The organism is Tolypothrix campylonemoides VB511288_2 (assembly GCF_045999855.1).
In the GTDB taxonomy this organism is placed as follows: domain Bacteria; phylum Cyanobacteriota; class Cyanobacteriia; order Cyanobacteriales; family Nostocaceae; genus Scytonema; species Scytonema bouteillei_A.
Genome location: NZ_JBFPMW010000006.1, coordinates 482,040 through 506,147, shown reverse-complemented (window position 1 = coordinate 506,147; position 24,108 = coordinate 482,040). Strand labels below are relative to the sequence as shown.

The window sequence follows — 24,108 nt, the reverse complement described above, 5'->3', positions numbered from 1 at the left end:
AGGGGACTGGCGAACCCGAAGGGCGAACCCGAAGGGCTAATGGCTAATGGCTAATTGTTAGTTCTTAGCCATTAGCCCTCTGTTGTATCTCAGGAGCGGAGACGCTTCGCGATGCCGCAGGCTATGCCCGCAAGGGCTATACGCCAGTTCCCAGGGCGCGGGAAACCCGCGCCCTGCGGGCTGGACTCACCATTAGCTATTAGCAATTAGCCATTAGCCATTAACTAAATATATGGTGAAACATCTTCACCGCACTCATCCGCCAGATAGGAGAGAGCGCGGAAACGCAAGCCTACTAGTTGCTCGTAGAGTGGATTTAGTTTACACAACGGTGGAATGTGAACGATCTTACGTCCAAAAAGAGTCACATCCCTTTCAAATGGGCATTGTGATGGTATCATTTTACATAAAAAACGTGCAACTCTTGGGTCTTGAATATCTAACTTGTCTAGCCATTCTCTTAGAGGGTGAAGTGCATCAGCTTGGTGCTTTGTCGGTATGGGTTGTAGGGAAACTGGAGATGTTGGGATAGTTGCTGTCACTTGGTGAGAGTGTTCTAATGTATGGCGCAGTGCTTCTAACATATCTTCTGGCTCTTCCAGAACTTTGCAGAACTGGTGCAAAATATAGTCTTCGCTGGAAGAATATGTTCCATCTGCGATCGCGACCATGACAGCTGTGCGGAGAAAGTTTTCTGCAGCTTTTGTCCCTTTCCCCAGAACTGTGGATAATTCTTCTGGTTCTATGGGCTCGTAGGATTCTACCTTAATGCTGGGAGCGAGTTCATCCTTAGTGAGGTTAGCAATTAATTCTTGTTCTTGAGCGTCAAAGTCACCATCTGCCCAAGCAATGGTTAGTAACCCACGCAGCCAAGCAGCTATCTGTTCGTTGGTGTATGGAGATTTTACAACATTTGTCATAAACTCAAGCCCTCAAGCAATTCTGAGTTTATCGTAACTTGAGGGTTGTGGAGAGTAGGGAGTGAAGGAGCTAGCAGTAAAACCCTTCTTAAGAAAGTCTTGCAAATTTTTCTGAGAAAAACTATTTATACCGATCCCACCTCTCTAACCCTAGAGGGAAACCCCAGCTAACCTTAATTAGGGCTAGTTCCAATTAATTGCATGAACCGTTTGGTGAAATGGTATTACATGAAATTGCTTGAGATACTGGACGCAATAGATTAGAATTTTCATAACTTTGCTATTGCAAAAACCTCTCAAATAGCATCTCGCGTTTAAAAGAATGAAGGATAAAGGATGAAGGTTGAAGTTTTTTGCCTTCAAATCCGGTATTACCACCCGTACCCGGATAAATTCTTAAGGTTTTCTTCATTTTTTCCGCACCAAACTCCCTCCTTCAATTAAAAGTCAAGGTTAAATAATGTTTTATTTTGGCATTGAACATGAAGTCGCTTTCCTCAATCAAGAAGGAAAGTTTGCCGATTTTTCTCGCACAATATACGCTGATTTCAATAAAATTATCGAAAAACTACCGACTTATCCTAGCGATCGCACTCAATTACATATTGGAGATGCTGGGATCAGAAAAAAGAGGTGGTATATAGAAGGCTTTGAGCGCTTTTCTGAAGCTGCAGAAATGATTGATTGCGTTCCTAAAGGTATCGAAATTAGAACAACTATACACCCTGATATTCACAGTACTATTACTGAACTATCAGAAAGTTTTCAATTGTTAAAGGAAGTTGCTCAAGAGTTTGGTTTTTCACCCGTTTTAATCAGTTTTAATCCATACCTTACCAATTACGAACCCAATCCCCCCTTGAATGATGTTGAAAGAAAAGATCTACAAGCCTATCCTGACGAGGAAGCTTACATTTATATGGTCACCTACGGACCCGACTTAAACATTTCAGTTACCGATCTATCTATTGAATGTGTTATTGATATCGGGCAAAAATTAACTTATTACAGCCCTTACATTGTTCCTTTTAGTTATAGTTCTCCCTTTTATGAAGGAACATTATGGCAAGGGCTTTCCGTGAGAACTTTTGTCAGAACAGGAAAAAGACCCGCGACTCTAGTTTTTGTAGAAACTCAGGAACAACTGATTAAAAGCGTTCCTTCTTCAACAAAAATTGCTCGACTTCCTGCGGAAGTTGGGCGTATTGAATTTAAAGCCTTTGATAGTTGTTCTGATTTTTCTATTTATGCTCAGTTGCTAGCATTATTAAAAGGTCTGGTTTTAGACCAAACACTGACGGGTAGAGCCATTGTACCTGATACCGCTTTGCATCAACTTTCTGCAAGAGAAGGGTTTGATAATGAAGAGATTTTTGCGATCGCAACCCAAGTCATAGAAGCTGCTGAAGTTGCTCTCAAGGACGATCCAGATGCTTGTTTGTTAGTAGAACTTAAAAAGTCTCTTCAGACAAGAAAAACACCAGCACATGATACGATCGCGACTTTTCAAAGATTGGGTTCGATAGAACAGGCATTACAAACAACTTATACACAATTCTCGTCAAGTCAGTAAACCACGGGACTTTCTTGTGGCACATTTCCAGGCTTCCTCACCAGTGTTATACTAAATCCGCGTCTTGTACCCCCTTTATAATTTAGTCCGCGCAGGCGGTGAGTCCAGCGCTGCAGGCGGGTTTCCCGCGCCCTGGCGACTGGTGAGACCAGCCCTGAAGGCGGGTTTCCCGCGCCCTGGGGACTGGCGAACAAGGGAGGGCGAACCCGAAGGGACTTTGTTTGTATAGCCGCGATTACGAACATCGCTGGGCTAAAAGGGGTTAGAAAAGTGGATTTGGTATTAGTCAAAATGTCCACCCTTGACCTTCTTCATGAGTGGAGGTAGCGTCTCTAATAAAAGCATTCCCAGGCTCAGCCTGGGAATGAAAAATTATAGGAGTTCCCCTGTTAAGCGTTCCCTTATTTGACGAATTATGAATTACGTAAATTGTCCGTACCTGGCAACGAAGCGCGTTGAACGATAGGTCTCGACCACACTTTTTTGTAATCTTCAATTGCACCGCTATAATCTTTCAGTTTAGACCGAGCATTACCTCGACTAATATAAGCCTTCGCATCATCAGGATTCATTTGCAGAAAGTAGGTGTAATCTTCAATTGCACCAGTGTAATCTTGAAGCTTAGCTCGAGCATTTGCTCGATGGATATAAGGTTCTGCATCATTAGGATTGAGTGCGACAGAGAGGTTGTAATCTTCAACAGCCCCTTTGTAATCTTCCATCTCATAACGGCAATTTCCCCTATTAAAGTAAGCCTTAGCATCATTAGGCGCGCTTTTGATAATTTGGGTATAATCTTCAATGGCACCTTTATAATCTTTAAGTTGAAAGCGGGAGTTTGCCCGTTTTAAGTAAATATCTGGATCGCTATCACTGCTTTCTAAATACTGCGTGTAATCATCAATAGCACCTTTGCAATTTTCTATCTCAAAGCGGGTATTACCTCGACTGACATATCCTTCGCCTAGCTCGGAGGTTATGTCCAAAGATGGAACATAATTTTGCATTTCATATTGGGAATGCCCGGAGTTGAGATAAATTTCGTTATTATTGGTATCGTTATAATGAGGTAATAAAGAATGAGTAGAGCTTTCAATAGCACTACTGGAATTCTCAATCTGAGAAAGTTCAATTTGAGAAAAACTGCAATCTGGGATGATATTAATATTGGTGCCAAAATTGCGGGAATTGTCCCCTAAAGCTGGAGCATGGTGAAAAGGAATTTGTTGTCTATCTCCAAGTTCGGAATTGATAGAACCAAAATTGTCAGGAGTGCTTTGCATCGCATGGCTGTAGTCCGTAATTGCTCCTTGATAGTCTCCTAGCTCTAAACGGAGCAGTCCTCGATAATAATGAGCTTCACTATCATTGGGATGAAACTGCAAATACAAATCAAAGTCTGCCATCGCTCCTTTTTTGTCTCCCAATTTTTGACGGGCTAGTCCTCGACCGTAATATGCCTTAAAACCTCGAGGATTTAGACGTAAAAACTGGTTAAATTCTGCGATCGCCCCTTGATAGTCTCCTTTTTTTGCTTTTTCCTCTCCCCGTTGGTAAAAGATTTCAATGAACTCCTGTTGCTGACGAAGTTGTGCGTTGGCTTGCTGTCGTTGAGTGAGAGTACGTGACAAAGCGATCGCATTCCGCCGCAACTCCAATTGTGCTACAACTTGATGGCTTAACAATCGCAGTGCTTCCACCTGTTCGAGAGTTAAATCTCTCGGTACGAAGTCTATAACACAAAGGGTTCCAACGCCAAATCCTTCTGGCGTAATCAAAGGCGCACCAGCATAAAACCGAAGGTTGGGTTCTGCAGTAACGAGGGGATTTTTAGCAAATCGACCATCCAGTAACGCGTTTCTAACAACGAGTGGTTGTTGTTGCAAGATTGAGTAGGCGCAGAAAGCAACATCTCGCTCGGTTTCAGATATTGTTACACCTATCTTGGATTTAAACCACTGCCGATTTCCATCCAGTAAGCTGATCAAAGCTACTGGAGTACGACAAACTTGTGCAGCTAAGAAGGTGAAATCATCAAACACTTTCTCTGGAGGGGTATCAAGGATTTGATACTGTCGCAGTGTATAGAGTCTGGCAATTTCGTTACTGGGTAGAGGCGGTTTTGGGTTCATCTTGAGTAAATTGCTAGTAGCTGGTTTGATAGATTACACGCTTACTTTGAGTTACTGTTTGCTTTTCACTGATTTCAGTGCTCGTTAATATAAGTCTTCACCACAGCGAACATTGTTTCCGGGCAATTCTACGGTAAAGGTATTCATTTTTTTTACTCTCTCCACAAATTCTACTTCTCCAAAGGTCAAATTTCCGACTTCCTTTAAGAAGTCAGAAAGCTTACCTCTTGATACCCTATCTCCCATTACGCTTGAGGTATTTTGTGTTGTTCCTCTACCAAATAGCTACCTGTTGTGGAAAACTGGCTTTGTAATAACGCCGTTGCTGTCTTGCTATCTACAGGTTTGGAGAAGAAATAGCCTTGTCCGTATTCACAATTAAGCGCTTGCAATTTTGCTTTTTGTTCGACTGTTTCTACACCCTCAGCAACAATGTCCATTCCCAAGGAATGACTAAGCATCACAATGGTTTGAACAATTGCTGCATCTTCATCCGTGTCTTCCATTCGACTGACAAACGAGCGATCTATTTTAAGTGTATTTACGGGAAAACGATGTAAATAGCTTAAAGATGAATACCCAGTCCCAAAATCGTCTATACTTAGTCTCAAATTTAAATTTCTTAAGCGTAGCATTACTGATATGGCTGCTTCCACATCATTCATAGCTACGCTTTCAGTAATTTCTAATTTTACACTCCGCCCGTCCAATCCAGTTTCTTGCAAAGATTGTTCAATGTATTCAACTAAATCCGGTTGAGTGAACTGTTGCCCGGAAAGATTTATACTCATCATCAGGGGCGGGCTTGCAGGAAATTGGGCTTGCCATATAGATAATTGACGGCAAGCAGCTTGAAAAATCCACTTTCCTAGAGGAATAATTAGACCAGTTTCTTCTGCAACTGAAATAAATTCTAAAGGAGAGACAAAACCGTGTTTGGGATGGTTCCACCTAACAAGCGCTTCAAAACCAGCTATTTTTTCCGTAATTAGCGACACTATTGGCTGGTATACAAGATACAATTCTTCTAATTCTATTCCCCGGCGGAGATCGGCTTCGAGTTGAAATCGCTTGATGACTTGCGTGTGCATACCTGTTGCAAAGACTTGGTGACGGGCTTTACCTAAGTCTTTTGCCCGGTACATAGCTATATGAGCATCTCTCAATAACTCTACTGGATGGTAGTTAAGTTCGCTTTGATTAAAGGCTATACCAATGCTAATACTCGTAAATATTTGTTGCCCATCTTTTTGAAACGGTTGACTGATTTGCTGTTGAAGTTCATCGGCTAATTGAGTTGCTTCACTGGTATGGCTGATGTTTAAGAGCAAAATCGCAAACTCGTCGCCTCCTACCCTTGCAACTGTTCCTCTACTTCTGACACCGGCTTTTAATCTTTGTGCCGTATTTTTTAAGAGTTGGTCGCCTACTTGGTAACCAAGGCTTTCATTAATAATTTTGAAGCGATCTAAATTCAGAAATAATACGGCAAATCGCGTATTTTGATGAAGTTGTGAGTTTGAGATCGCTACTTCCAAACTTTTAAGAAAACAGTCTCGATTGGGTAAATCTGTAAGGGGATCGTGAAGCGATCTGCGTAATAAAACGTAGCAAAATGTACTAACTCCTGTAGTTATTAATGTTAGCGATGCAGGGACAAAAGGTATCCAGCCTCCGTGAAGAAAGATGTAGAAGCAAATGCCACATAAGCCAGCCCAAGAAACCACTCCCACGACCCCTAAAAGAAGAGGATGTCGAAGCCGACATGCCAATGCACCACCCACTAAAGCCCATAAAAATATCCATAGGATTTCCTCCCATTCCGACCAAAACCAAACTAACGGTTTTCTATCTAACGCAGTACTTAGGATTTGACTGACAAATTGCGCGTGGAGAAAAACTCCTGGTGTTCTTGGTTTTGCCGACTGTCCTGCATTATAAGGAGTGAAAAAGATATCTTTAAGACTGGGTGCGGTTGTACCAATTAAGACGACCTTATCCTTTACCAAATTCGGATTGATTTCTTTACGTAACACTTGAGTTAAAGTAACTTGTCGCGCTACATCTATCGAACCGTAAGATACAAGCACCTGATAGCCAGCATCGTCAAGATTGTGATAGCCGCCAGAATGAGTATTTAAAGCAGGAAAAGTGGTGTTGCCTAATTGCAATCCATCCGGTAAAGTTTTGAACGCAACATTTTGCTGTGCTAAATATTTGAGACTCAATCGCAGGGAAAAAGAGTAATACTTTTTCTCGCCTTCATATGCGTACATCAAATTACGACGGATAACACCGTCAGGATCGAGTAATAAGTCGTTAAAGCCTGTTTGCTCTGGGGGTACACCTCGAATAGAAGGAACTTTTTCAGCATCTACACCCCCAAGCTCGTAAATACTAAGTACATTAGGAAGGCGAAGTTGCTGAAGCAGGGCATTTTCACCTGGTGGTACTGAAATATTGCGATAAAGGTCTATCCCAATAGCCCTAGGCTTGTATTGTTGCAAGTTCTTTAAGGCTTGGGCAAGAATTTGATCTGAGATAGGCCACTTTTTGAGTTTCTCGATATCCGCTTCTGTAATTGCAACAACCAACAGTCGTTCGTCTGGTTCGGAATTAGACTCAAGGCGCACCATTTGGTCAAAGGCAAGTAATTCCAAAAACTGCAATCCACCTGTGTATCTGGCAGCTAACACTAACCCTGCCATAAGAATACTGGCTGCAAGAACCGATTGTTGGACACTTAATGTTGCAATAGCTTTATGCTGACAGTAGCTGTTAAGCACTGAGAGTAGTGAAGACAACTTTTTTGTAAATTGAGCAATCACAGAAGGGTTGGTTGGGGGTTGTGGATTGTGGGTTAGGGGCTGACGACCAACGACTGTACGGGCGCAAAGCATTGCGCCCGTACAACTAACGATTACTTAATATCTCAACCTTTAACAGGGGTTCTTGTGCGAGCGCTTCTAACTTTTCAGTTTGCAAAAGTTTTGTCCAACTTGTAGTTAACTGAGAGTCATTAGGTTGAGTGTAACGAGGTTCAGCCAATGTCACAAGTGCATCTTGCCAAAGTCCCGCACTAGCATACAAGTCAGCACGATCTACAGATGTTTTTGTTTGCTCTAACTTCTTCAGAAACATAGGGTCTGGTTGAACTCGTCGAATCCAACCAGAGACAACAATATCTTTAGCTCTATTTTTGGGTTCGCAAATCACCGATAAATACCACCGATAGTTCTTATCAACATTGAGTGGAGGTAAAGATTTTTCTTGAGGCAAGCTGACATTAATAATTCCGGATGAACCTGTTTTTATAAAACTTTTTTCGTAGACTAAATGGTTTTTATCGTCTCGCAGGACAAACTCTACTGTTTTGGGAGTAGAGGTTTGGGGTACAAAGAAAAACAACGTGGGGTAAGCCGCTTGTGTCAATCCCAAATTGTTTTCGGGCGCTAATGCTGTCAGTTGCTTGGCGTTAAGTTCGCAACCACTGCGCGTTCCACCTCCTACACGCCGTCCTGGTAATCCCTCTCTAGATCCTGCCATAACTACTTGTGGTAGCATCGCTGAGAAAGCCAGTAGAGAAGTCAAAAAGATATTTATCAGGACCCTTATTTTATTTTTTTTTTCAAGCATATTTCTGTACTATTTAATTTCATCTTGCAAAATACTCTAGCAATCTTGATATAGCATTATTTTATAACTTTTGAAATTATTAAATCAATATTTTTATGGACTTTTCATACTTAAAATATTTTTTTAAGCTAATTTAAAATTTGAGTAATTTCAACTAACTAAATATTAAATTCATGAAAATATATTTTCTTTTTCAGTAATTACAACTATTACAAAATCAATTCTGTTAATTAACAAGTATAAGAATCATATTTGATTTACGAGACAATAGTGACCATAGAAACCCGGAACGTGAAAATACTGGGTTTCTTCATCTCACAAATCATTCAATTCAAGGGATAAAGTTTTTGTAGCCGAACTTTACACTTGAAGTCATTGTGAATTACAACAGAACAGTTATCAGATCTTCTGAACAATTGTAACAAGCCGTCCACTACATTGATTTTAGGCGGCTGTTAAGTTCCCGACTTCTAAATAAAGTCAGGGATTTAGACAAAGTTAACCTTTGATGCTTCACAAACAGATCGCTAGATCGACGCGATCGATATGTTTCTTAACATTTACTTTGTTAGTAAGTCAAATTATAAATATGAATGTTAAGCCGCTAGGCGTCCAAATATCAAGACATATTTTATATAAAATCTCTTTTAAATTTGTCAAGCAGTTTACTGTTACTTTTTTTATAGCAATCAATCCCGCAATGGCGATCGCGCAAATCTCTCCGGATAGCACGCTATCCAACCCAACAGTTGTCACAAGTGGGACAACACCGGGTCTGGATTTTGTCATTACAGGAGGAACACAGGTAGGCAATAACTTGTTTCACAGCTTCACAACTTTTTCCGTACCCACTGGAGGGTCTGGAATTTTCAACAACGATACAAGTGTTGAAAATATCATCGGTCGTGTCACGGGTGGAGCCATATCTAATATTAATGGTTTAATTCAAACTCAAGGCAAAGCCAACCTGTTTCTGATTAATCCAAATGGTATTGTCTTTGGACCAAACGCCGAGCTAAATATTGGTGGCTCCTTTATTGCAAGTACTGCCAATAGTTTAAAACTTTCCAATGGGGAGGAGTTCAGCGCTACCAATCCTACCACTCCTTTATTAACCATTAGCGTTCCTATTGGCTTGCAATTCGGTAAAAATGCGGGTTCCATTGTGAACCAATCCCAATTTAATAAGGATGGAATAGTCACAAATTTTTTGGGAAAATCGGCTGGGCTTCAAGGGCAACCTAATACGACCTTGGCATTACTCGGTGGTGAAATCGCGGGAAATGGAAACATAACGGTTCCTGATGGTCGAATTGAACTGGGTAGTGTGGGAGATGAAAGTTTTGTCAGTTTAAACCCAACCTCTCAAGGGTTTGCTTTGGGATATGGAGGTGTTGGGACATTTCAAAATCTTCAACTTCAAGGATCGTCAATTGATGTTAGCGGTATGGGTGGTGGTATTATTCAGATACAAGGGCAGACAGTGAATTTACTGGAGCATTCAAGTATTACTGCTAAAACGGATGTCGATGGCACGGAGAGTGGTGGTGGAATTGCAATCCGAGCCAATCGGTTACTTGTGAGCGATTCCGATATCCGAACGTTTACATCAAGTTCAGTTCCTGGGGGAGACGTGACTCTGGAAGCTCAAAAAATGACCTTTACTGGATTTGACACAGTTGTTTTTACAGACACAGAGGGTGTGGGTCGTGGAGGCAATATGACTGTTCGGTCTGCCGATCTGGAATTAACTAACCTCAGTATCTTGGGAACTCAAACAAGAGGAATGGGAAAGGGAGGAGATGTAAGGATTGATACTAATAATTTACGGTTGGGAGATGGAGCACAAGTAGCAGTTTATACTACAGATAGTGGATTGGGCGGTAATTTAACAGTAAAAGCCTCAGACTCCATCGCTATAGTAGGAGAGTCAAATTTACTGAATCCGCCACTTCCGAGCCTCCTATTTACTGACACAACTGGATCTGGAAAAGCTGGAGATATCAGAATTGAAACTGGAAATTTGAGCGTTCGAGATGGAGCAAGGATATCTGCTTCTACTTTCAGTGATGGGGATGCTGGTAATATAGCAATTCAGGCTCGTAAAGTAGAACTCACAGGCAATCAAACGGCTAGCCAAGCTAGTGGTGTATTTAGCCAAGTTGAACCAGAAGCAAGCGGTCAGGGTGGCAGCATTGCGATCGATACCGAAACATTACGTATTGATAGCGGTGCTCAAGTGTCAGTTGGTACTTTTTCTTCTGGTAAAGCTGGCAGTATTTCTGTTGTTGCTCAAAGCGTCGAAGTTCAAGGAGAAGCAACAGATTCTCAATTTAGTGGTTTGTTTGCTCAAGTGGAAACTGGGGCAACCAGTCAAGGCGGTAACGTATCTTTAAAAACCGAACAATTGACTCTTGAAGGAGAACAAGCGCGAATTTCCGCTTCTACATCCGATGTCGGTGCGGGAGGAAGTGTTGAAATTAACACCAAGCAATTATCAATACAAGACGGTGCTCAAATTCAGGCAATAACCAACGGTTTAGCACCTGGTGGAAAAATAGACTTGACAGCTACAGATACAGTCCAACTCCTTGGGACTTCTCAGGATGGTCAGTCTTTTAGTGGGTTATTTACTTCAACATTTGGGGAAGCACCGGCGGGCAATTTAACGATTAATACTGGCAATCTACTCGTTCGGGATGGAGCACGCATCTCTGCTTCTACTTTTGGTGGAAGTGAAGGAGGAAACGTAACGATTAATGCATCTGATACCGTCAAGCTAATTGGAACTTCTCGTGATGGTAAGGCGAGTAGTGGGTTATACGTACAAGCAACGGGAACTGGAAAGGCTGGTAATATTAACCTTACTGCTCGTTCTCTTTTGCTCGACCAACAAGGAAGGATTTTAGCAGAAACCGCTTCTGATGATGGTGGTGAAATTGCATTACAAGTGCGGGATATAACTCAAATACGTCGCGGTAGCTTAATTTCTGCAACAGCAGGAACTACTAGCGGGCAGGGAAATGGCGGCAATATTAATATCAATACACGTTTTTTGGTTGCAGTGTCTTCAGAAAATAGCGACATCAAAGCTAATGCATTGGAAGGACGGGGAGGGAACATTAAAATTTCATCTCAGAGCGTTTTTGGTACTGAATTCCGCGTTCGAGAAACGCCATTGAGCGATATTACTGCGAGTTCTACTTATGGTGTTAGCGGTGCTGTGGAAATTAAAACCCCTGATGTTGACCCAACTCACGGATTGGTAAGCTTACCCATACAATTGACTGATGCTTCTAATACCGTCGCTCAAGGTTGTCGGGCTAATCGAGGACGGGCGGTTGGTAAGTTTGTAGTGACTGGACGGGGTGGGCTTTTGCCTAACCCTGAAAATATGTTGAACGCTGATATGTCATTGCAAGATTTGGATACTTCTCCCATTCCAACAGGTAAATCCGCCTTCATCCGTGGGGCTCAAGAAATTGTATCATCACCAACTTATACGAGCGTTCGGGAGAGCGATTCGATCGCGGAGGCTCAAGCGATCGTTATGAATTCCAAAGGTGAAATTATGCTTGTAGCACAAGCTCCTCAAGTTACTCCCCACAGCCCTTGGTTATCTTCAACTGATTGTCAAGGCAAGTAAAATTGCCAAGTCATAAACCACAAAGTTATAGTAATGCGATTTGATAGACAGGCTAAATATGAAAATTCGATATACACTATCTTATCGTCCGCTACTCACATTCCTTATTTGGATGTTGTTAGGGCTAGTTATCGCTTTATTTATAACTGGTACAAATGTGAAGCTCGTTATTGCTTCTAATACCGATTCTCAGTTAACCTACCCCTTTCCTTCCCTACCAGAGGAAAGTAGGGCAAACGAAGTATTACAACAGGAGAATCGCGGTAAGGAGTTGTACGAATTAGAGCAATTTGTGGAAGTTGTCACGATCTGGCAAAACGTTTTTCAAGCTTATCAACAGCAAGGAGATAAACTCAATCAAGCTAGAGTTTTAAGTAATCTTTCGTTAGTTTACCAAAAACTGGGTCAATGGTCTCAAGCAACAACGGCACTCGATCGAGGTTTGGAAGTGCTAGAGGGTCTGGGGAAAACAGCAAGTTCTCAATCTAAAGAGCAATTAAAAGTTTTAGCTCAAGTACTCAATACACGAGGGAATTTAGAGTTAGCAACCGGACAACCCGAGCGAGCGCTTGCAACCTGGCAAAAAGCCACTGCAGCTTATACTCAAGCAGAAGATCGAACAGGAGTTATCCGCAGTTCGATCAATCAATCGCAAGCTTTTAGGGCTTTAGGGTTAAATCGTCGCGCCTTATCTACTCTGACACAAGTTAGCCAAATTCTAGAAAAACAACCTGACTCTCCAATTAAAGCCGCCGTTCTGCGTAACTTAGGGACTAACTTGCGTTTGGTGGGCAAATCAGAACAAGCACAGCAATCTTTGCAACAAAGTCTGGCGATCGCGCAAAAATTAAAATTACCATTAGATATAAGTGCAGCTGCCATCGATCTGGGGAACATAGCTCGTGCAAATAAACAGATGGAAGCGGCTTTAGATTTTTATCAAAAAGTTGTGGCTATTTCTCCGTCACAAATCCTCAAAGTTCGAGCCAATCTCAATCAACTTAGCACCTTAATTGATCTGAAACGGTGGGATGTGGCGCGGAAGTTAAGCCGAGACATTGAATCTCAACTTCCCAACCTTCCGCCCAGTCGAGTCGTTGCTTATATGCGGCTTAACTTTGCCCGGAGTTTAACCCGTATGGAACAGGCAAAAATTCAAGATGCACCAACTATAGAGAGTATTGCCCAACTTGTTGCAATGACTGTGGAACAAGCAAAAAGTATAGGCGACAAACAAGCAGAAATTTATGCATTGGGGCGACTCGGTAGCTTGTACGAAGCAACTCAGCAATGGTCTATTGCTCGAGATTTAACCCAGAAAGCTTTAATGCTGGCTCAAACTCACAATGCACCAGATATTGCTTATCTTTGGCAATGGCAGCTCGGACGCCTTTTAAAAAAACAGGGAGATGTATCTGGAGCGATCGCAGCTTATACTCAAGCTGTAAAAAATCTTCAAGTGTTACGCAACGAACTTGTTGGTGTTGAACCAGATGTACAATTTTCCTTTCGGGAAAGAGTAGAACCAGTTTATCGAGAATTGGTCAGCTTGCTTTTACAACCAGGGAAAACAGAACCAAACCAAGAATCTCTACGTCAAGCCCGTCAAGTTCTTGAGTCTTTACAATTAGCAGAATTAGATAACTTTTTCCAAGAAGCGTGCTTGGATGCAAAACCGAATTCTATCGAACGCTTTGATGCTAATGCTGCTGTTATTTATCCCATCATTTTGCCAGATCGTTTAGAAGTTATTATCAGCTTACCACAACAACCCCTGCTCCACTATGCAACTCCTATCGAGCAAAATCAGTTAGAAAATCTTGCAGACAAGCTACGTCAAAATCTCGTCATTCGTTCTAGGGACGATTATATGGCATTGTCGCAACAACTCTATGATTGGTTACTCCGTAAGAGCGAAACTTACTTAAACAGAAGTGAAGTTAAAACATTAGTTTTTGTGCTAGACGGTGTCTTGCGAAATATTCCAATGGCAGCATTACACGATGGCAAACAATTTTTAATAGAAAAGTATAGCATTGCACTTACACCCAGTTTGCAGTTATTACCTGCCAAACACTTACAACAAGAAAACTTGAAAGTCTTAAGTGCTGGGCTAACTGAAGCAAGGCAAGGCTTTTCTTCTCTTGAATATGTAGAAATAGAATTGCAGGAAATTAAATCTGAAGTTCCATCTGTAGTTCTTTTGAACCAAAAGTTTACCAGTAAGAATCTCCAAAAAGAAATTCAATCAGCTTCCTTCCCAATTGTTCACATTGCTACTCATGGAAACTTTAGCTCAAAAGCCTCGGAGACTTTTATCTTAACTTGGGATGGTCGAATTCAGATCGATGAATTTGATAGTTTACTTCAAAACAATCAACAAAATCGGAAACAAGCTATTGAACTTTTAGTTCTTAGTGCTTGTGAAACAGCAGCGGGAGATAAGCGTGCGGCTTTGGGGTTGGCGGGAATTGCTGTTAGGGCAGGTGCTCGCAGTACTTTGGCAACATTATGGTCTATTAACGATGAAGCCACTGCTGACTTAATGGGAAAATTTTACCAGCAGTTAACCAATACTCAACAAACTAAAGCAGAAGCTTTACGGAAATCTCAATTGGCTATTTTAAAAGATCCTAATTACGAACACCCCATTTACTGGGCACCTTATGTTTTGATTGGAAATTGGTTGTAAGCAGTAACTGATGAGAAAGTTAAGGTGTTAAAAATTTTAGATGCTCTCCCGGTTGAGAATGAAATTCTTCGGGGCTTCCTTGTATTTTGACTTGACCTTTCTCCAAAAAGACTATGAAATCTGCTCGCCCAATAACTTTGGGTCGATGGCTGATAAGAATGGTTGTCTTACCTTGTCTGTTATATAAAATTTTATCTAAAACTTCTGCTTCTAATACGGGATCTAATGCACTTGTTGATTCATCTAAAATCAGTATGGATGGATTGGCAACAAGTGTTCTGGCTATGGCTAATCTTTGCTTTTGCCCTCCTGAGAGATTAACACCAAATTCTCCCAAGATAGTTTGGTAGTTATCTGGCAATTCTTTAATAAATTCATCTGCTCCAGCAATTTGGCAAGCTGTAACAATTTGCTCAAAAGATGCGTTGGGGTAACTCAAGCGGAAATTATCTAGGATAGAACGGCTCCAAAAATGAGTTTCTTGGGGAACTAATATCACTTGCTGTCGTCTGCATTCTAAAGATAAATCTTTCTGGTTATAAATTCCATAACAAATATTACCAGCTTGGAGTGGATATAATCCGGCAATGAGTTTAGCTAACGTGCTTTTGCCACAACCCGATCTTCCAATTAAAGCAGTGATTTTTCCTCCAGGAATTGTTAAGGAAAATTTCTCTAATAATTCTACTCTCCCGATGTGATGAAAATTAATTTTTGTACAAATAATTTCTGCGTCGCTAGGAATATTTGCCCAAGGTTTGTGCTGTTCGTTTCGATCTTCAGGAGTCGTATCTATAACTTCTATAATACGTTGAGCAGCTGTTTGCACGCGAGTGAATTCTTCTATAATATCAATTAATGTATTAATTAATATCGTCACGTTAATACTCATGGTGTTAAATGCCAAGAGTTGACCAATGCTTAATTCTTGTGCGATCGCTAAATTGCTACCAACCCAGAGTATAGCGATACTGCCAATTCCAGAAACTAAATTAGAAAATATATTATTAGTAATTGCTATTTTAATTGTCCAAAAATTCAGATTAGCAAGATTACCAAAACGGTATTGAATTTCTTCCCAAGTCTGGGGTACAGCATTGGCAGTTTTGAGAGTCAGTATACCTTTAAAGCTTTCTATTAAGACTCCTTGATTTTCTGATTTTGTCACAATGACATCACGAATTTGACGGCGCAAGTTCGGTAAATACATGAATGTTGTCAGAGTCATCAACAGAGAAAATGCTATAGATAAGAAAAATAACTTTGAACTGTAAACATACATAAATCCCAAGGAAACGAAGGCAACAAAAAGTTGACTTGGAAGATGAAGAATCACTTGGGAAGCTAACTGATTAATTTCTTCAATATCTCTAAGCCTGCTGACAATTTCGCCACTGCGACGTGTTTCATAATAAGTTAGGGGAAGGCGTAAAATTTGTCTGCCAAAATCTAGAATAAGTCCTAATTCAAAACGTTGGGCAAATTGGGCAATTAAGTTAGTCTGTACTAGCTTTAAGGTACTACTAAAGATATTTATAATTGCAGCACTAAGCGCTACGCTCATCAAAAGATGCGTATCATTCTGAATTAATACGTCATCAGTCAAGATTTGAATGAGAAAAGGATTTGCAAGAGCAAGAAGCCCCATCACTAAGTTAATGACAATTGCCTCAGTCAAAATACTGCGATATGGCAAAATCCGTGTTAATAATCTTTTGAAGCCATCAATCTTATCTGACTCTTGCTGATAAAAACGGATTTCATCTGGTATGAGTAACAGCATGATGCGATTTGCCCAAGCTGTTGTTAATTCATCATAACTAATGTAGCGAATCCCCACACCTGGGTCAGCAATAATATATTTTTTTTTCTTTTGCCCGTATAAAACAACCCAGTGATCTCCTTTCCAGTGAATGATAGCAGGTAGAGGAACGTCACTGAGTCTATCAATTAGTTGAGGAGCTGCTCTGACTTGTCGGGCATTAAAACCAAGGCTTTCTGCGCCACGTCTTAAACCAACAAGTGTCGTGCCTAGTTGTCCGGTACCGACAACTTCCCGAATTCGACTCATTGCAAAGGTGCGCCCGTAATATTTGGCAATTGTGGCAATGCAAGCAGCGCCACAATCTTCTTCACCATATTGCAAGACTATTTGGTATCTCATTTAGCAATCGCGGTCAGTCAAGGCATAGTGTTTTATCTTGATTAGTATTCCCACTTTGAGCTTTTGTCGCTCGATACAGCCCGGAATTCAATCAAAATTTATTATGCCTGACCCCACCGTAAATGAGGCATCTTCAAGCCTTTGGCTATCTGCCTATCTGCCTACTACACCTTGAGCACTTGAAGCAACCCTGCCACGGGTGACGGTAGTACCACCAACTATACTCGAACCCTGAACATCGGTTAAATCCTCAGCGAGTTCGAGTTCTTGCTCCTGAGTCGCTAGAATATTTAGCCACTTGTTTTTTTGCTTGCATAGCTCTTCCTGGCTGTGCTGCTTGTGTTTCATAGGGAACATATTTTTGTCCTTGTATGAGGATAAATAAAATGCCAAAAAAACACGAAGTTACAAGTATGAGAGCTTCATTCATAGAATGAGACACACTTACTTATTTTCTCGCGTGCGTAAATTCTAATTTATAGATATCGGGTTTAACAAGCTCCAGAAAACCACTTAATCAAAAGTTTAATTTAGAACACGGTTTTAAGAAAAATCTACTAAAATAGCAGAGCTAAATTCTTCCTATAACTAACTCTTAATGCTTGATGCAGATTCACCTTCAAAAACCAAGAACCAAGGGGTGCCGAATCCAGACTTTCTCCACTCTGCCACGCCAGAAGAATTTTTGCCTCCCATTAGCAACTGGTGCTCTATTGGTGGCATTGTTCTCCTGGCTATCTTTGGTGTTACGCTGACACTTGCCAATCTCATAAAATTTAATGTTACGATTAAAACTCCGGCTGTGGTTCGTCCTAATGGGGAATTGCGTTTGGTACAAGCCGCCACGGAAGGCACGATTAAAAGTATTGCAGTACAGGCGAATCAAGTTATCAAAAAAGGTGATGTCATTGCCACAATGAATGATGACCGTTTGCAAACTAAAAAAAACCAACTGCTAACCAATATTGAAGAAGCTACACTGCAACTGACTCAACTGAATGCTCAAATTAAAGCATTAGATGGGCAGATAGGAGCAGAAGGCAAACGTACCAACCGCGCTATTGCCATAACTCAAGCCGAGCTAGAGCGCAGCCAACAGGATGTCCAACAAAAGAAAGCGATCGCATCCGCTCAATTACGAGAAGCTCAAGCTAATTTAAAGCAAGCTCAGGTAGAATTACGCAAAACTCAACTTGCGTTAAAATCAGCCCAAGCTCAGTTAAAATCTAGTGAAGTTTCATTAAAAGCAGCTAAAGCACGGCGAGATAGATATCAACCTTTAGCAAAAATCGGCTCAATTTCTGTAGATCAATTTCAAGAAGCACAACTGACCGTACAACAGCAAGAACAACTGTTGATATTACAAACAACCACTTTTGAAGCACAGCAAGAAGCTATTAAGCAGCAACAACAGGCGGTAAAAGCAGCAGAAGCGAGATTGCAAGCAGCCTTTGCATCTCTCGACTCCAATGGTGCGATTCTCACCATCTCTCAAGCGAAAATTGCGGAAGAAACCGCCGCAGTGAAAGTGACCCTAGCTAAATTAAATCAAGAACGAGAACAACTGATCCAACGAAGAGTAGAAATTCAGAAACAGTTAAACCGCGAGAAAGAAGAATTTCAACAAGTAGAAGATGATATAAAAGCTACAGTTCTGCGGGCGACTGCGTCTGGTGTAATTCAACAGCTTAAACTGCGTAATACTTTACAAGTTGTACATCTTGGTGATGTTGTCGCTGAAATTGCACCTAATGATTCTCCTTTAGTCATTAAAGCACTGGTCTCTTCTTCTCATATTCGCCAAGTGGAACAGAATCAATTGGTGCAAGTACGAGTCTCTAGTTGTCCCTATACCGATTACGGAACTCTCAAAGCTCGCGTGAGTTCTATTTCTCCAGATTCTGTTACCTCTGACAACACCATAACTCAAACAAATGCTGTGTATGAGGTATTTATCCAACCAGAAAGCTTGGAACTTAAGCTAGGCGAGCGCCAATGTATCATTCAATCAGGTATGGAAGTCAGGGCAGATATTATTTCTTCTTCAGAAACAGTGCTACAGTTTCTGCTTAGAAAAGCCAGACTGTTAACAGATTTGTAAATTCTACCTTAAAGAAGTCGGGTATTTGGATACCCATCATTTCGGTAGCTCTACAGCCCAGTGGTTCACCACATTAATTTCGATGGGTAAGTGAACGCACTACCCACTCTCGTTCCCTGGTTCTACCAGGGAACGCAGTCGGCGAGGCTCTGCCTCGAGCTCCACTGGAGGCGGAGCCTCCAAAAACAGCATTCCCTGGCTCAGCCAGGGAACGAGGTGAGTGTCCATCAAAACTTATGTGGTGAACCACTAGTTGAAAGATATCAATTAGGCTGTTTTTTTCTATTGTTATTTGAAAAAAAATTACAAAATTCCTTTTAAACCGTAGTAGACACAAGCTAAACTACCAAATATATAGACAAACCCAGTTGCAAAAAAACCGATGGCTCGTCCAACAGAAGGACCGTATTTGGTAATGACGCCGTAAGCGTAGACAATTCGAGCTAATGTGAGCGTTCCACCAAGAAGCCACAGCAGCCAAACCTCAGAATGCATTAATTCCAGCGCAATAATCAGCAGCAAGCCAATAGGTACATACTCTGTAAGATTTCCGTGAGCGCGAACTTTGCGCTGTAAAACAGATTCATCCATAGTTTTGTTAACAGACAACCCTTGGCTGATTTTTTCAACTGTCGCAACCCATGCTGTTGGATTTGTTAGGGGATCGGGTTGCATCAAAACATCCTCTTTTGACTCACCATGCCAAATTCTAGTTCTTGTCCGTTCCATTACCACAATATAGGACAGAGCAAAAGCTATGAGACCATTAAGTCCAATAAAAAAAGTTGAGATTGGAATCATGCTTGTGTGTGTATTATTACAAAAGCGACATTAACTCTTGTCGGCTTTACCAACATCTACAGTAAAATATTGCTTCCTCATTTGTCTTGATATTACAGGACACAGAATTTGATATAAGATGCCAGTATAGATAGAAATTCAATTCTCAAAAAGCGATTGTGATGTCTTATCCGTTTTGATAGGTTTGGAGTAAAGGCTTCTATGACGGTGCCTCCCATAATAGCAATGGAATTTGTTGCAAACGCCATCCAGAGGGCTGTTCAACTGGGCATTAACCGACAAATTCTTCTAAAAATGGCTGGGCTAACAATTGAAGATATTACCAATCCAACGAAAAATGTTTCACTCTACCAGCACACTCAATTATTAGAGAAGCTTGCTGTTCTCAGCAACGACGATTTTTTTGGGTTGCATTATGGCTTTACACATCACGTGTCTAACTTTGGCATATTGGGCTATGTTTTACTAAACTCTGCTACCGTTGGTTCTGCTCTAAATAGCTTGGTTCAATATTTTGGTGTATGGCAACAAGGGACTGAAGTTGCTCTGACACTTGATGGCAATACAGCATGGTTATCTTATCAAGTGACAGATGCAGGAATTCCAGTTCGCAAGCAAGACGCCGAAACAGCGATCGCGTTTGCCATTAATAGCATTCGCACTCTCACCCGTCAACATTGGTACCCCAAAACAGTGTGGCTAGAGCATAACTCTTCTAAAAATACTTCAGAATACAAACAACTGCTGAATACACCCGTACTTTTTAACCAATCTGTTAATGCTATTGCAATGGAAAGCGAACTTCTCAAACAAAAAGTTCCGTTTGCCGATTTAAGTCTCTTACCTATTTTAGAAAGTCGTTTGCATCAGTTCTTTGTTGAGAAAGAAGTAGATAATGAACTAGTAACCTTGGTGAGTCAGTCAATTGCTCGTTCATTGCCGCAAGGATGTCCAACAATAGGAGATATAGCCTTAAGTTTGGGACTCAGCAGTCGTACTTTACAAAGGTATTTACGCGATCGCAATACTACATATAAGCAATTGGTAAACAAAACCCGACATCAACTATCGCTGATGTATCTTAAAGAACTTGAATTATCATTGACTGAAATAGCTTTGCTATTAGGATACTCAGAGTTAAGCGCTTTCGATCGCGCTTTCCAACGGTGGACGGGATTAGCTCCCAACAAGTACCGTGCAATTCAACCATAAAGACTCTGGCGCGTGGAATGTATTGGCAATGTTCCAACACCCCGAAGTTTTGGTGGGTTCTGAATAATTTTTCTATTTAATGGTGCCGTAGCGATGTGGTAGATATAAACTAAACGCTTTCCAGGTGTCAATTATGAAAATTGGTATTCTTGGCAGTGGCAACATGGGTCGCTCTCTTGGTATTCTTTGGGCAGAGCAGGGACATCAAGTCTTCTTCGGTGCTCGAACTCAAGAAAAGGGTGAAGCTGTTGCTGAGTTGGCGGGACACAATACGCAGGGTGGAACAAACGACGAAGCTGCTGCCTTTGGAGATGTCTTACTTTATACTATTAGAGGAGTCGATCCAGTAGAAGCCATCTCCTCAATTGAGATTTTAAACGGCAAAATCCTAATAGATTGCAACAATTTTGAGATTCCAGAAGGATTTACCTACCCGCCTATTGAGCAATCCCTAGCAGAAAAGTTGGCTGCGGAAGTCCCCAATGCTTATGTAGTGAAAGCATTTAACACTTTTGCTCAGGAGGTTTTTGAGCTAGCACCGACGCCTTTGGAAGATTATAAAGTCTCTGTTTTTGTTGCATCAGATAACGAAAACGCTCGAAAAATGGTGATGCAACTTGCTCTTGAAATTGGCTTCACTCCAGTGGATTGTGGAGGGCTACGAAATTCACGGTTAATTGAGGGATTGGGAGATTTTATTCGGTTCTTAATTATTGGTCAGAAGTTGGGACCATATGCGACGATTTCAGTTGACGTGTTACCCCCTGCTCAATCGGAACGACTGGGCGGACGGCAAAGTTCTAACCTTCGATAAATTCAGTATTTTGCTTTGAAATAAATACTAGCCATTTTTCTAGGTACTCATCTCCTCATTTTTCTGATGTCAGCCTTAGGTGTAAAACGGCATTATCAATTTATAGCAACTGCATCCCGAACGCAGATAAGCACAAATAATATCCGCGTTTAGAGTGCAGTTCAAAATTCCCAATTCATCACTCCTTAGAGAAACAAAATGCCTTCACCAGATACATCAAATACCCTACTAGCCCTCTCCAACAATATAGCAGAAACAGTCGAGCAAGTTGGAGGCGCGATTGTTGCTATTAACTCTGGTTCCCGTATTTCCTCAAGCGGAATTCACTGGAATAATGGTATTATTATTACCTCAGACGAAGCACTCCACCGCTACGAAGATATTACAGCAACCCTATTCAACGGACAAACCGTACCACTCAATCTTGTAGGACACGATCCCAGTACCGATGTTGCTGTTTTTAAATTGCAATCATCAGAAATTCCCGTAGCGCAGATTGGGGATGCGACAGCTCTCAAAGTTGGTCATCTCGTACTGGGATTAGCAAGAAGTAACGAAGGTGATATCCGTGCAGCAATAGGTGCTGTGAGTGTTGTTAGTGGTGCTTGGCGGAGTATGAGCGGTGGCAATATTGACCAATTTATCCGTCCAGATATTACCCTATATCGTGGCTTTGCTGGAGGAGCACTCGTAGATGCTGCAGGTTATATTATCGGGATGAACACGTCAGGAAGACGGGGTACAGCTTTGACTATTCCTGCTTCTACAGTTAATCGCGTGGTCAACCAGTTGTTAGCGAAGGGACGAATAACACGCGGTTATCTTGGTTTGGGAATGCAAGCCGTTCGTTTGCCGAATAATTTGAAAACAGCACTTAATTTAACTTCAGCAAGTGGTGCGATCGCTGTTAACGTGGAGCCAAATGGACCTGCTGACAATGCAGGTGTACTGATTGGGGATGTCATAATTACTTTCGATAATTCTGCGGTCAACGACACGGGTGATATATTGGCGCTTTTGAATAGTAGCGATCGCGTTGGGAAAACTGTGAAGCTACAAATTATTAGGGGTGGAGCGTTAGTTGAGTTAGAAATAGTCGTTGGTGAAAAACCAGTGACTGGTGACCAGTAATTAGTAACCAGCGACCAAAATTATGTTTCAAGATATAACAGCAGAGTTTGCAACGATCGCACGACAACTGCGTCAAAGTACTGTAAAAGTTCGCAGTAGTTCTTTTGGAAGTGGTTCCGGTGTTATTTGGCGAAGTGACGGGTTAATTATTACTAACGCTCATGTTGCCACTCATCATAAAGCAATTGTAGAACTGTGGGATGGGCAAGTATATGAAGCGGTACGCATCAGTATCGATCCGACAAAGGATTTAGCTGCTCTAAAAATTGCCAGAACCGATCTACCTGTAGCAACTATTGGCAACTCCAATGCTTTACGAGTTGGGGAGTTGGTACTGGCTGTCGGTAATCCTTTTGGTGACAGTGGTGCTGTGACAAGTGGTATTATCCATGCCAGCAAACAGCACGCAGTTATGGCTGATATCCAGCTCTTTCCTGGTAACTCTGGGGGACCGCTTGCTGATTGTCGCGGACGAGTTATTGGAATTAACACCATGATTGCTTACGGTTTGGCTATAGCGATCCCCAGCCTGACAGTAGAGAATTTTTTACGCGATCGCCATCCCGTTGTGGGGGTAATATGATTCGGGTATTGGTAGTTGCTGCTTCCCCGGTAGTACGAGCGGGATTATCCGCCGTGCTTGCAACTAATTCCAAACTGATAGTTGTGGGTACTGCATCAGGCTTGGATAATTTAGGGGGAGAAATCGAGCAACTACAGCCCGATGTTGTACTGGTGGATTTGAGCAGTAATTTTCAACAATCGAGCTGGGAAAAACTGCTTTCTTTACAACAACAGCAAGATCCTTTTGTATGTCTCGTTCTTGCCGATGAACTTGATAGTATCGATCTTGTGGCTGGTTTGCGTGGGGGTGTGAGGGGTATATTACCTCAAACCAGCACTGAATCAGAAATTATTGCTGCTGTTGAGGCTGTTGCTTTTGGGCTGGTAGTGCTGCACTTGGATGCTGTGGAATCTGTACTTGCTCTTAAAGATGCGAGTGGGCGAGAAAAAGTAGTCGCAACTCCCGTACAAACATTAACACCAAGAGAAATCGAGGTTTTAGAAATGTTGGGTGCGGGGATGGGTAATAAAGCGATCGCCAAACGATTGCAAATTTCCGAGCATACTGTAAAGTTTCACGTCTCTTCTATTTTCCAAAAATTAGGTGTTTCTACTCGTACAGAAGCGGTGGCTGTTGGCGTGCGCCTGGGATTGATTATGTTGTAGTGTTTGTAATCTTTTTTAGCCTTTGCTCAAGCCCCAATTTATCACTCTTGAGTTAG

At 41.6% G+C, this 24,108-nt stretch carries 17 protein-coding genes; 9 read left to right on the top strand and 8 right to left on the bottom strand.

Translation table 11 applies throughout. The features are described 5' to 3' along the window. Positions 1-224: 224 nt before the first annotated feature. A complete protein-coding gene (locus AB0756_RS21215) occupies positions 225-920 on the bottom strand; it encodes a Mo-dependent nitrogenase C-terminal domain-containing protein (RefSeq protein ID WP_038082421.1) in 696 nt (231 codons plus the stop codon). A 280-nt stretch (positions 921-1,200) separates the two neighbouring features. Continuing rightward, positions 1,201-1,332: a hypothetical protein gene (locus tag AB0756_RS21210; RefSeq protein WP_272899964.1), complete on the bottom strand. Its 132-nt coding sequence runs from the start codon at positions 1,330-1,332 to the stop codon at positions 1,201-1,203. Between the two features lie 48 nt (positions 1,333-1,380). Between AB0756_RS21210 and AB0756_RS21205 the strand changes: the two genes are divergently transcribed. Continuing rightward, positions 1,381-2,493, top strand: coding sequence for a hypothetical protein (locus AB0756_RS21205; RefSeq protein ID WP_038082420.1), 1,113 nt, complete (start codon positions 1,381-1,383; stop codon positions 2,491-2,493). 413 nt (positions 2,494-2,906) lie between these two features. On the opposite strand, the gene AB0756_RS21200 is transcribed toward AB0756_RS21205, so the two are convergent. From AB0756_RS21200 to AB0756_RS21190, 3 genes are all read right to left on the bottom strand, one after another. Next, positions 2,907-4,625, bottom strand: a complete 1,719-nt coding sequence (locus tag AB0756_RS21200) for a tetratricopeptide repeat protein (protein ID WP_038082418.1) — start codon at positions 4,623-4,625, stop codon at positions 2,907-2,909. 245 nt (positions 4,626-4,870) lie between these two features. Further along, positions 4,871-7,525, bottom strand: coding sequence for an EAL domain-containing protein (locus AB0756_RS21195; RefSeq protein WP_237265978.1), 2,655 nt, complete (start codon positions 7,523-7,525; stop codon positions 4,871-4,873). A gap of 13 nt (positions 7,526-7,538) precedes the next feature. Then, entirely contained in the window at positions 7,539-8,171 is a 633-nt protein-coding gene (locus AB0756_RS21190; RefSeq protein WP_237265979.1) for a DUF928 domain-containing protein, read from the bottom strand. Positions 8,172-8,850: 679 nt separating this feature from the next. Here AB0756_RS21190 and AB0756_RS21185 point away from each other — a divergent pair. Together AB0756_RS21185 and AB0756_RS21180 are read left to right on the top strand one after the other, a co-directional pair. Next, positions 8,851-11,907 carry a two-partner secretion domain-containing protein gene (locus AB0756_RS21185; RefSeq protein ID WP_038082413.1) on the top strand — a complete coding sequence of 1,019 codons (3,057 nt, stop codon included), beginning with the start codon at positions 8,851-8,853 and terminating at the stop codon, positions 11,905-11,907. A gap of 58 nt (positions 11,908-11,965) precedes the next feature. After that, positions 11,966-14,599, top strand: coding sequence for a CHAT domain-containing protein (locus AB0756_RS21180; RefSeq protein ID WP_038082412.1), 2,634 nt, complete (start codon positions 11,966-11,968; stop codon positions 14,597-14,599). A gap of 19 nt (positions 14,600-14,618) precedes the next feature. Here the strand turns inward: AB0756_RS21180 and AB0756_RS21175 are convergent, their stop codons facing one another. Together AB0756_RS21175 and AB0756_RS21170 are read right to left on the bottom strand one after the other, a co-directional pair. Further along, positions 14,619-16,763, bottom strand: coding sequence for a peptidase domain-containing ABC transporter (locus AB0756_RS21175; RefSeq protein ID WP_038082410.1), 2,145 nt, complete (start codon positions 16,761-16,763; stop codon positions 14,619-14,621). A gap of 153 nt (positions 16,764-16,916) precedes the next feature. Beyond that, positions 16,917-17,120 carry a hypothetical protein gene (locus AB0756_RS21170; RefSeq protein ID WP_038082409.1) on the bottom strand — a complete coding sequence of 68 codons (204 nt, stop codon included), beginning with the start codon at positions 17,118-17,120 and terminating at the stop codon, positions 16,917-16,919. A gap of 241 nt (positions 17,121-17,361) precedes the next feature. On the opposite strand from AB0756_RS21170, the gene AB0756_RS21165 reads away from it, so the two are divergent. Further along, positions 17,362-18,864, top strand: a complete 1,503-nt coding sequence (locus tag AB0756_RS21165) for an HlyD family efflux transporter periplasmic adaptor subunit (protein WP_050046637.1) — start codon at positions 17,362-17,364, stop codon at positions 18,862-18,864. 303 nt (positions 18,865-19,167) lie between these two features. Here AB0756_RS21165 and AB0756_RS21160 read toward each other — a convergent pair whose 3' ends face one another. Next, on the bottom strand, positions 19,168-19,665 hold the full coding sequence (locus AB0756_RS21160) for an MAPEG family protein (protein ID WP_038082408.1): 498 nt from the start codon (positions 19,663-19,665) through the stop codon (positions 19,168-19,170). A 201-nt stretch (positions 19,666-19,866) separates the two neighbouring features. Here AB0756_RS21160 and qhpR point away from each other — a divergent pair, with 201 nt between their 5' ends. The 5 genes from qhpR to AB0756_RS21135 all read left to right on the top strand — a co-directional run bounded on the left by qhpR (position 19,867) and on the right by AB0756_RS21135 (position 24,052). After that, positions 19,867-20,877, top strand: coding sequence for an AraC-like transcriptional regulator QhpR (gene qhpR, locus AB0756_RS21155; RefSeq protein ID WP_082051873.1), 1,011 nt, complete (start codon positions 19,867-19,869; stop codon positions 20,875-20,877). Between the two features lie 133 nt (positions 20,878-21,010). Continuing rightward, positions 21,011-21,691 carry an NADPH-dependent F420 reductase gene (locus AB0756_RS21150; RefSeq protein ID WP_038082406.1) on the top strand — a complete coding sequence of 227 codons (681 nt, stop codon included), beginning with the start codon at positions 21,011-21,013 and terminating at the stop codon, positions 21,689-21,691. A 198-nt stretch (positions 21,692-21,889) separates the two neighbouring features. Further along, positions 21,890-22,822, top strand: a complete 933-nt coding sequence (locus AB0756_RS21145; protein WP_038082405.1) for a S1C family serine protease — start codon at positions 21,890-21,892, stop codon at positions 22,820-22,822. Positions 22,823-22,844: 22 nt separating this feature from the next. Next, the gene (locus tag AB0756_RS21140) at positions 22,845-23,405 is read left to right on the top strand and encodes a S1C family serine protease (RefSeq protein ID WP_038082403.1); all 561 of its coding nucleotides are present in this window, start codon (positions 22,845-22,847) and stop codon (positions 23,403-23,405) included. After that, complete coding sequence (locus tag AB0756_RS21135; RefSeq protein ID WP_038082402.1) at positions 23,402-24,052, top strand: response regulator transcription factor; 651 nt, start codon at positions 23,402-23,404, stop codon at positions 24,050-24,052. The genes AB0756_RS21140 and AB0756_RS21135 overlap by 4 nt, the downstream gene beginning before the upstream one ends. Positions 24,053-24,108 lie beyond the last annotated feature (56 nt).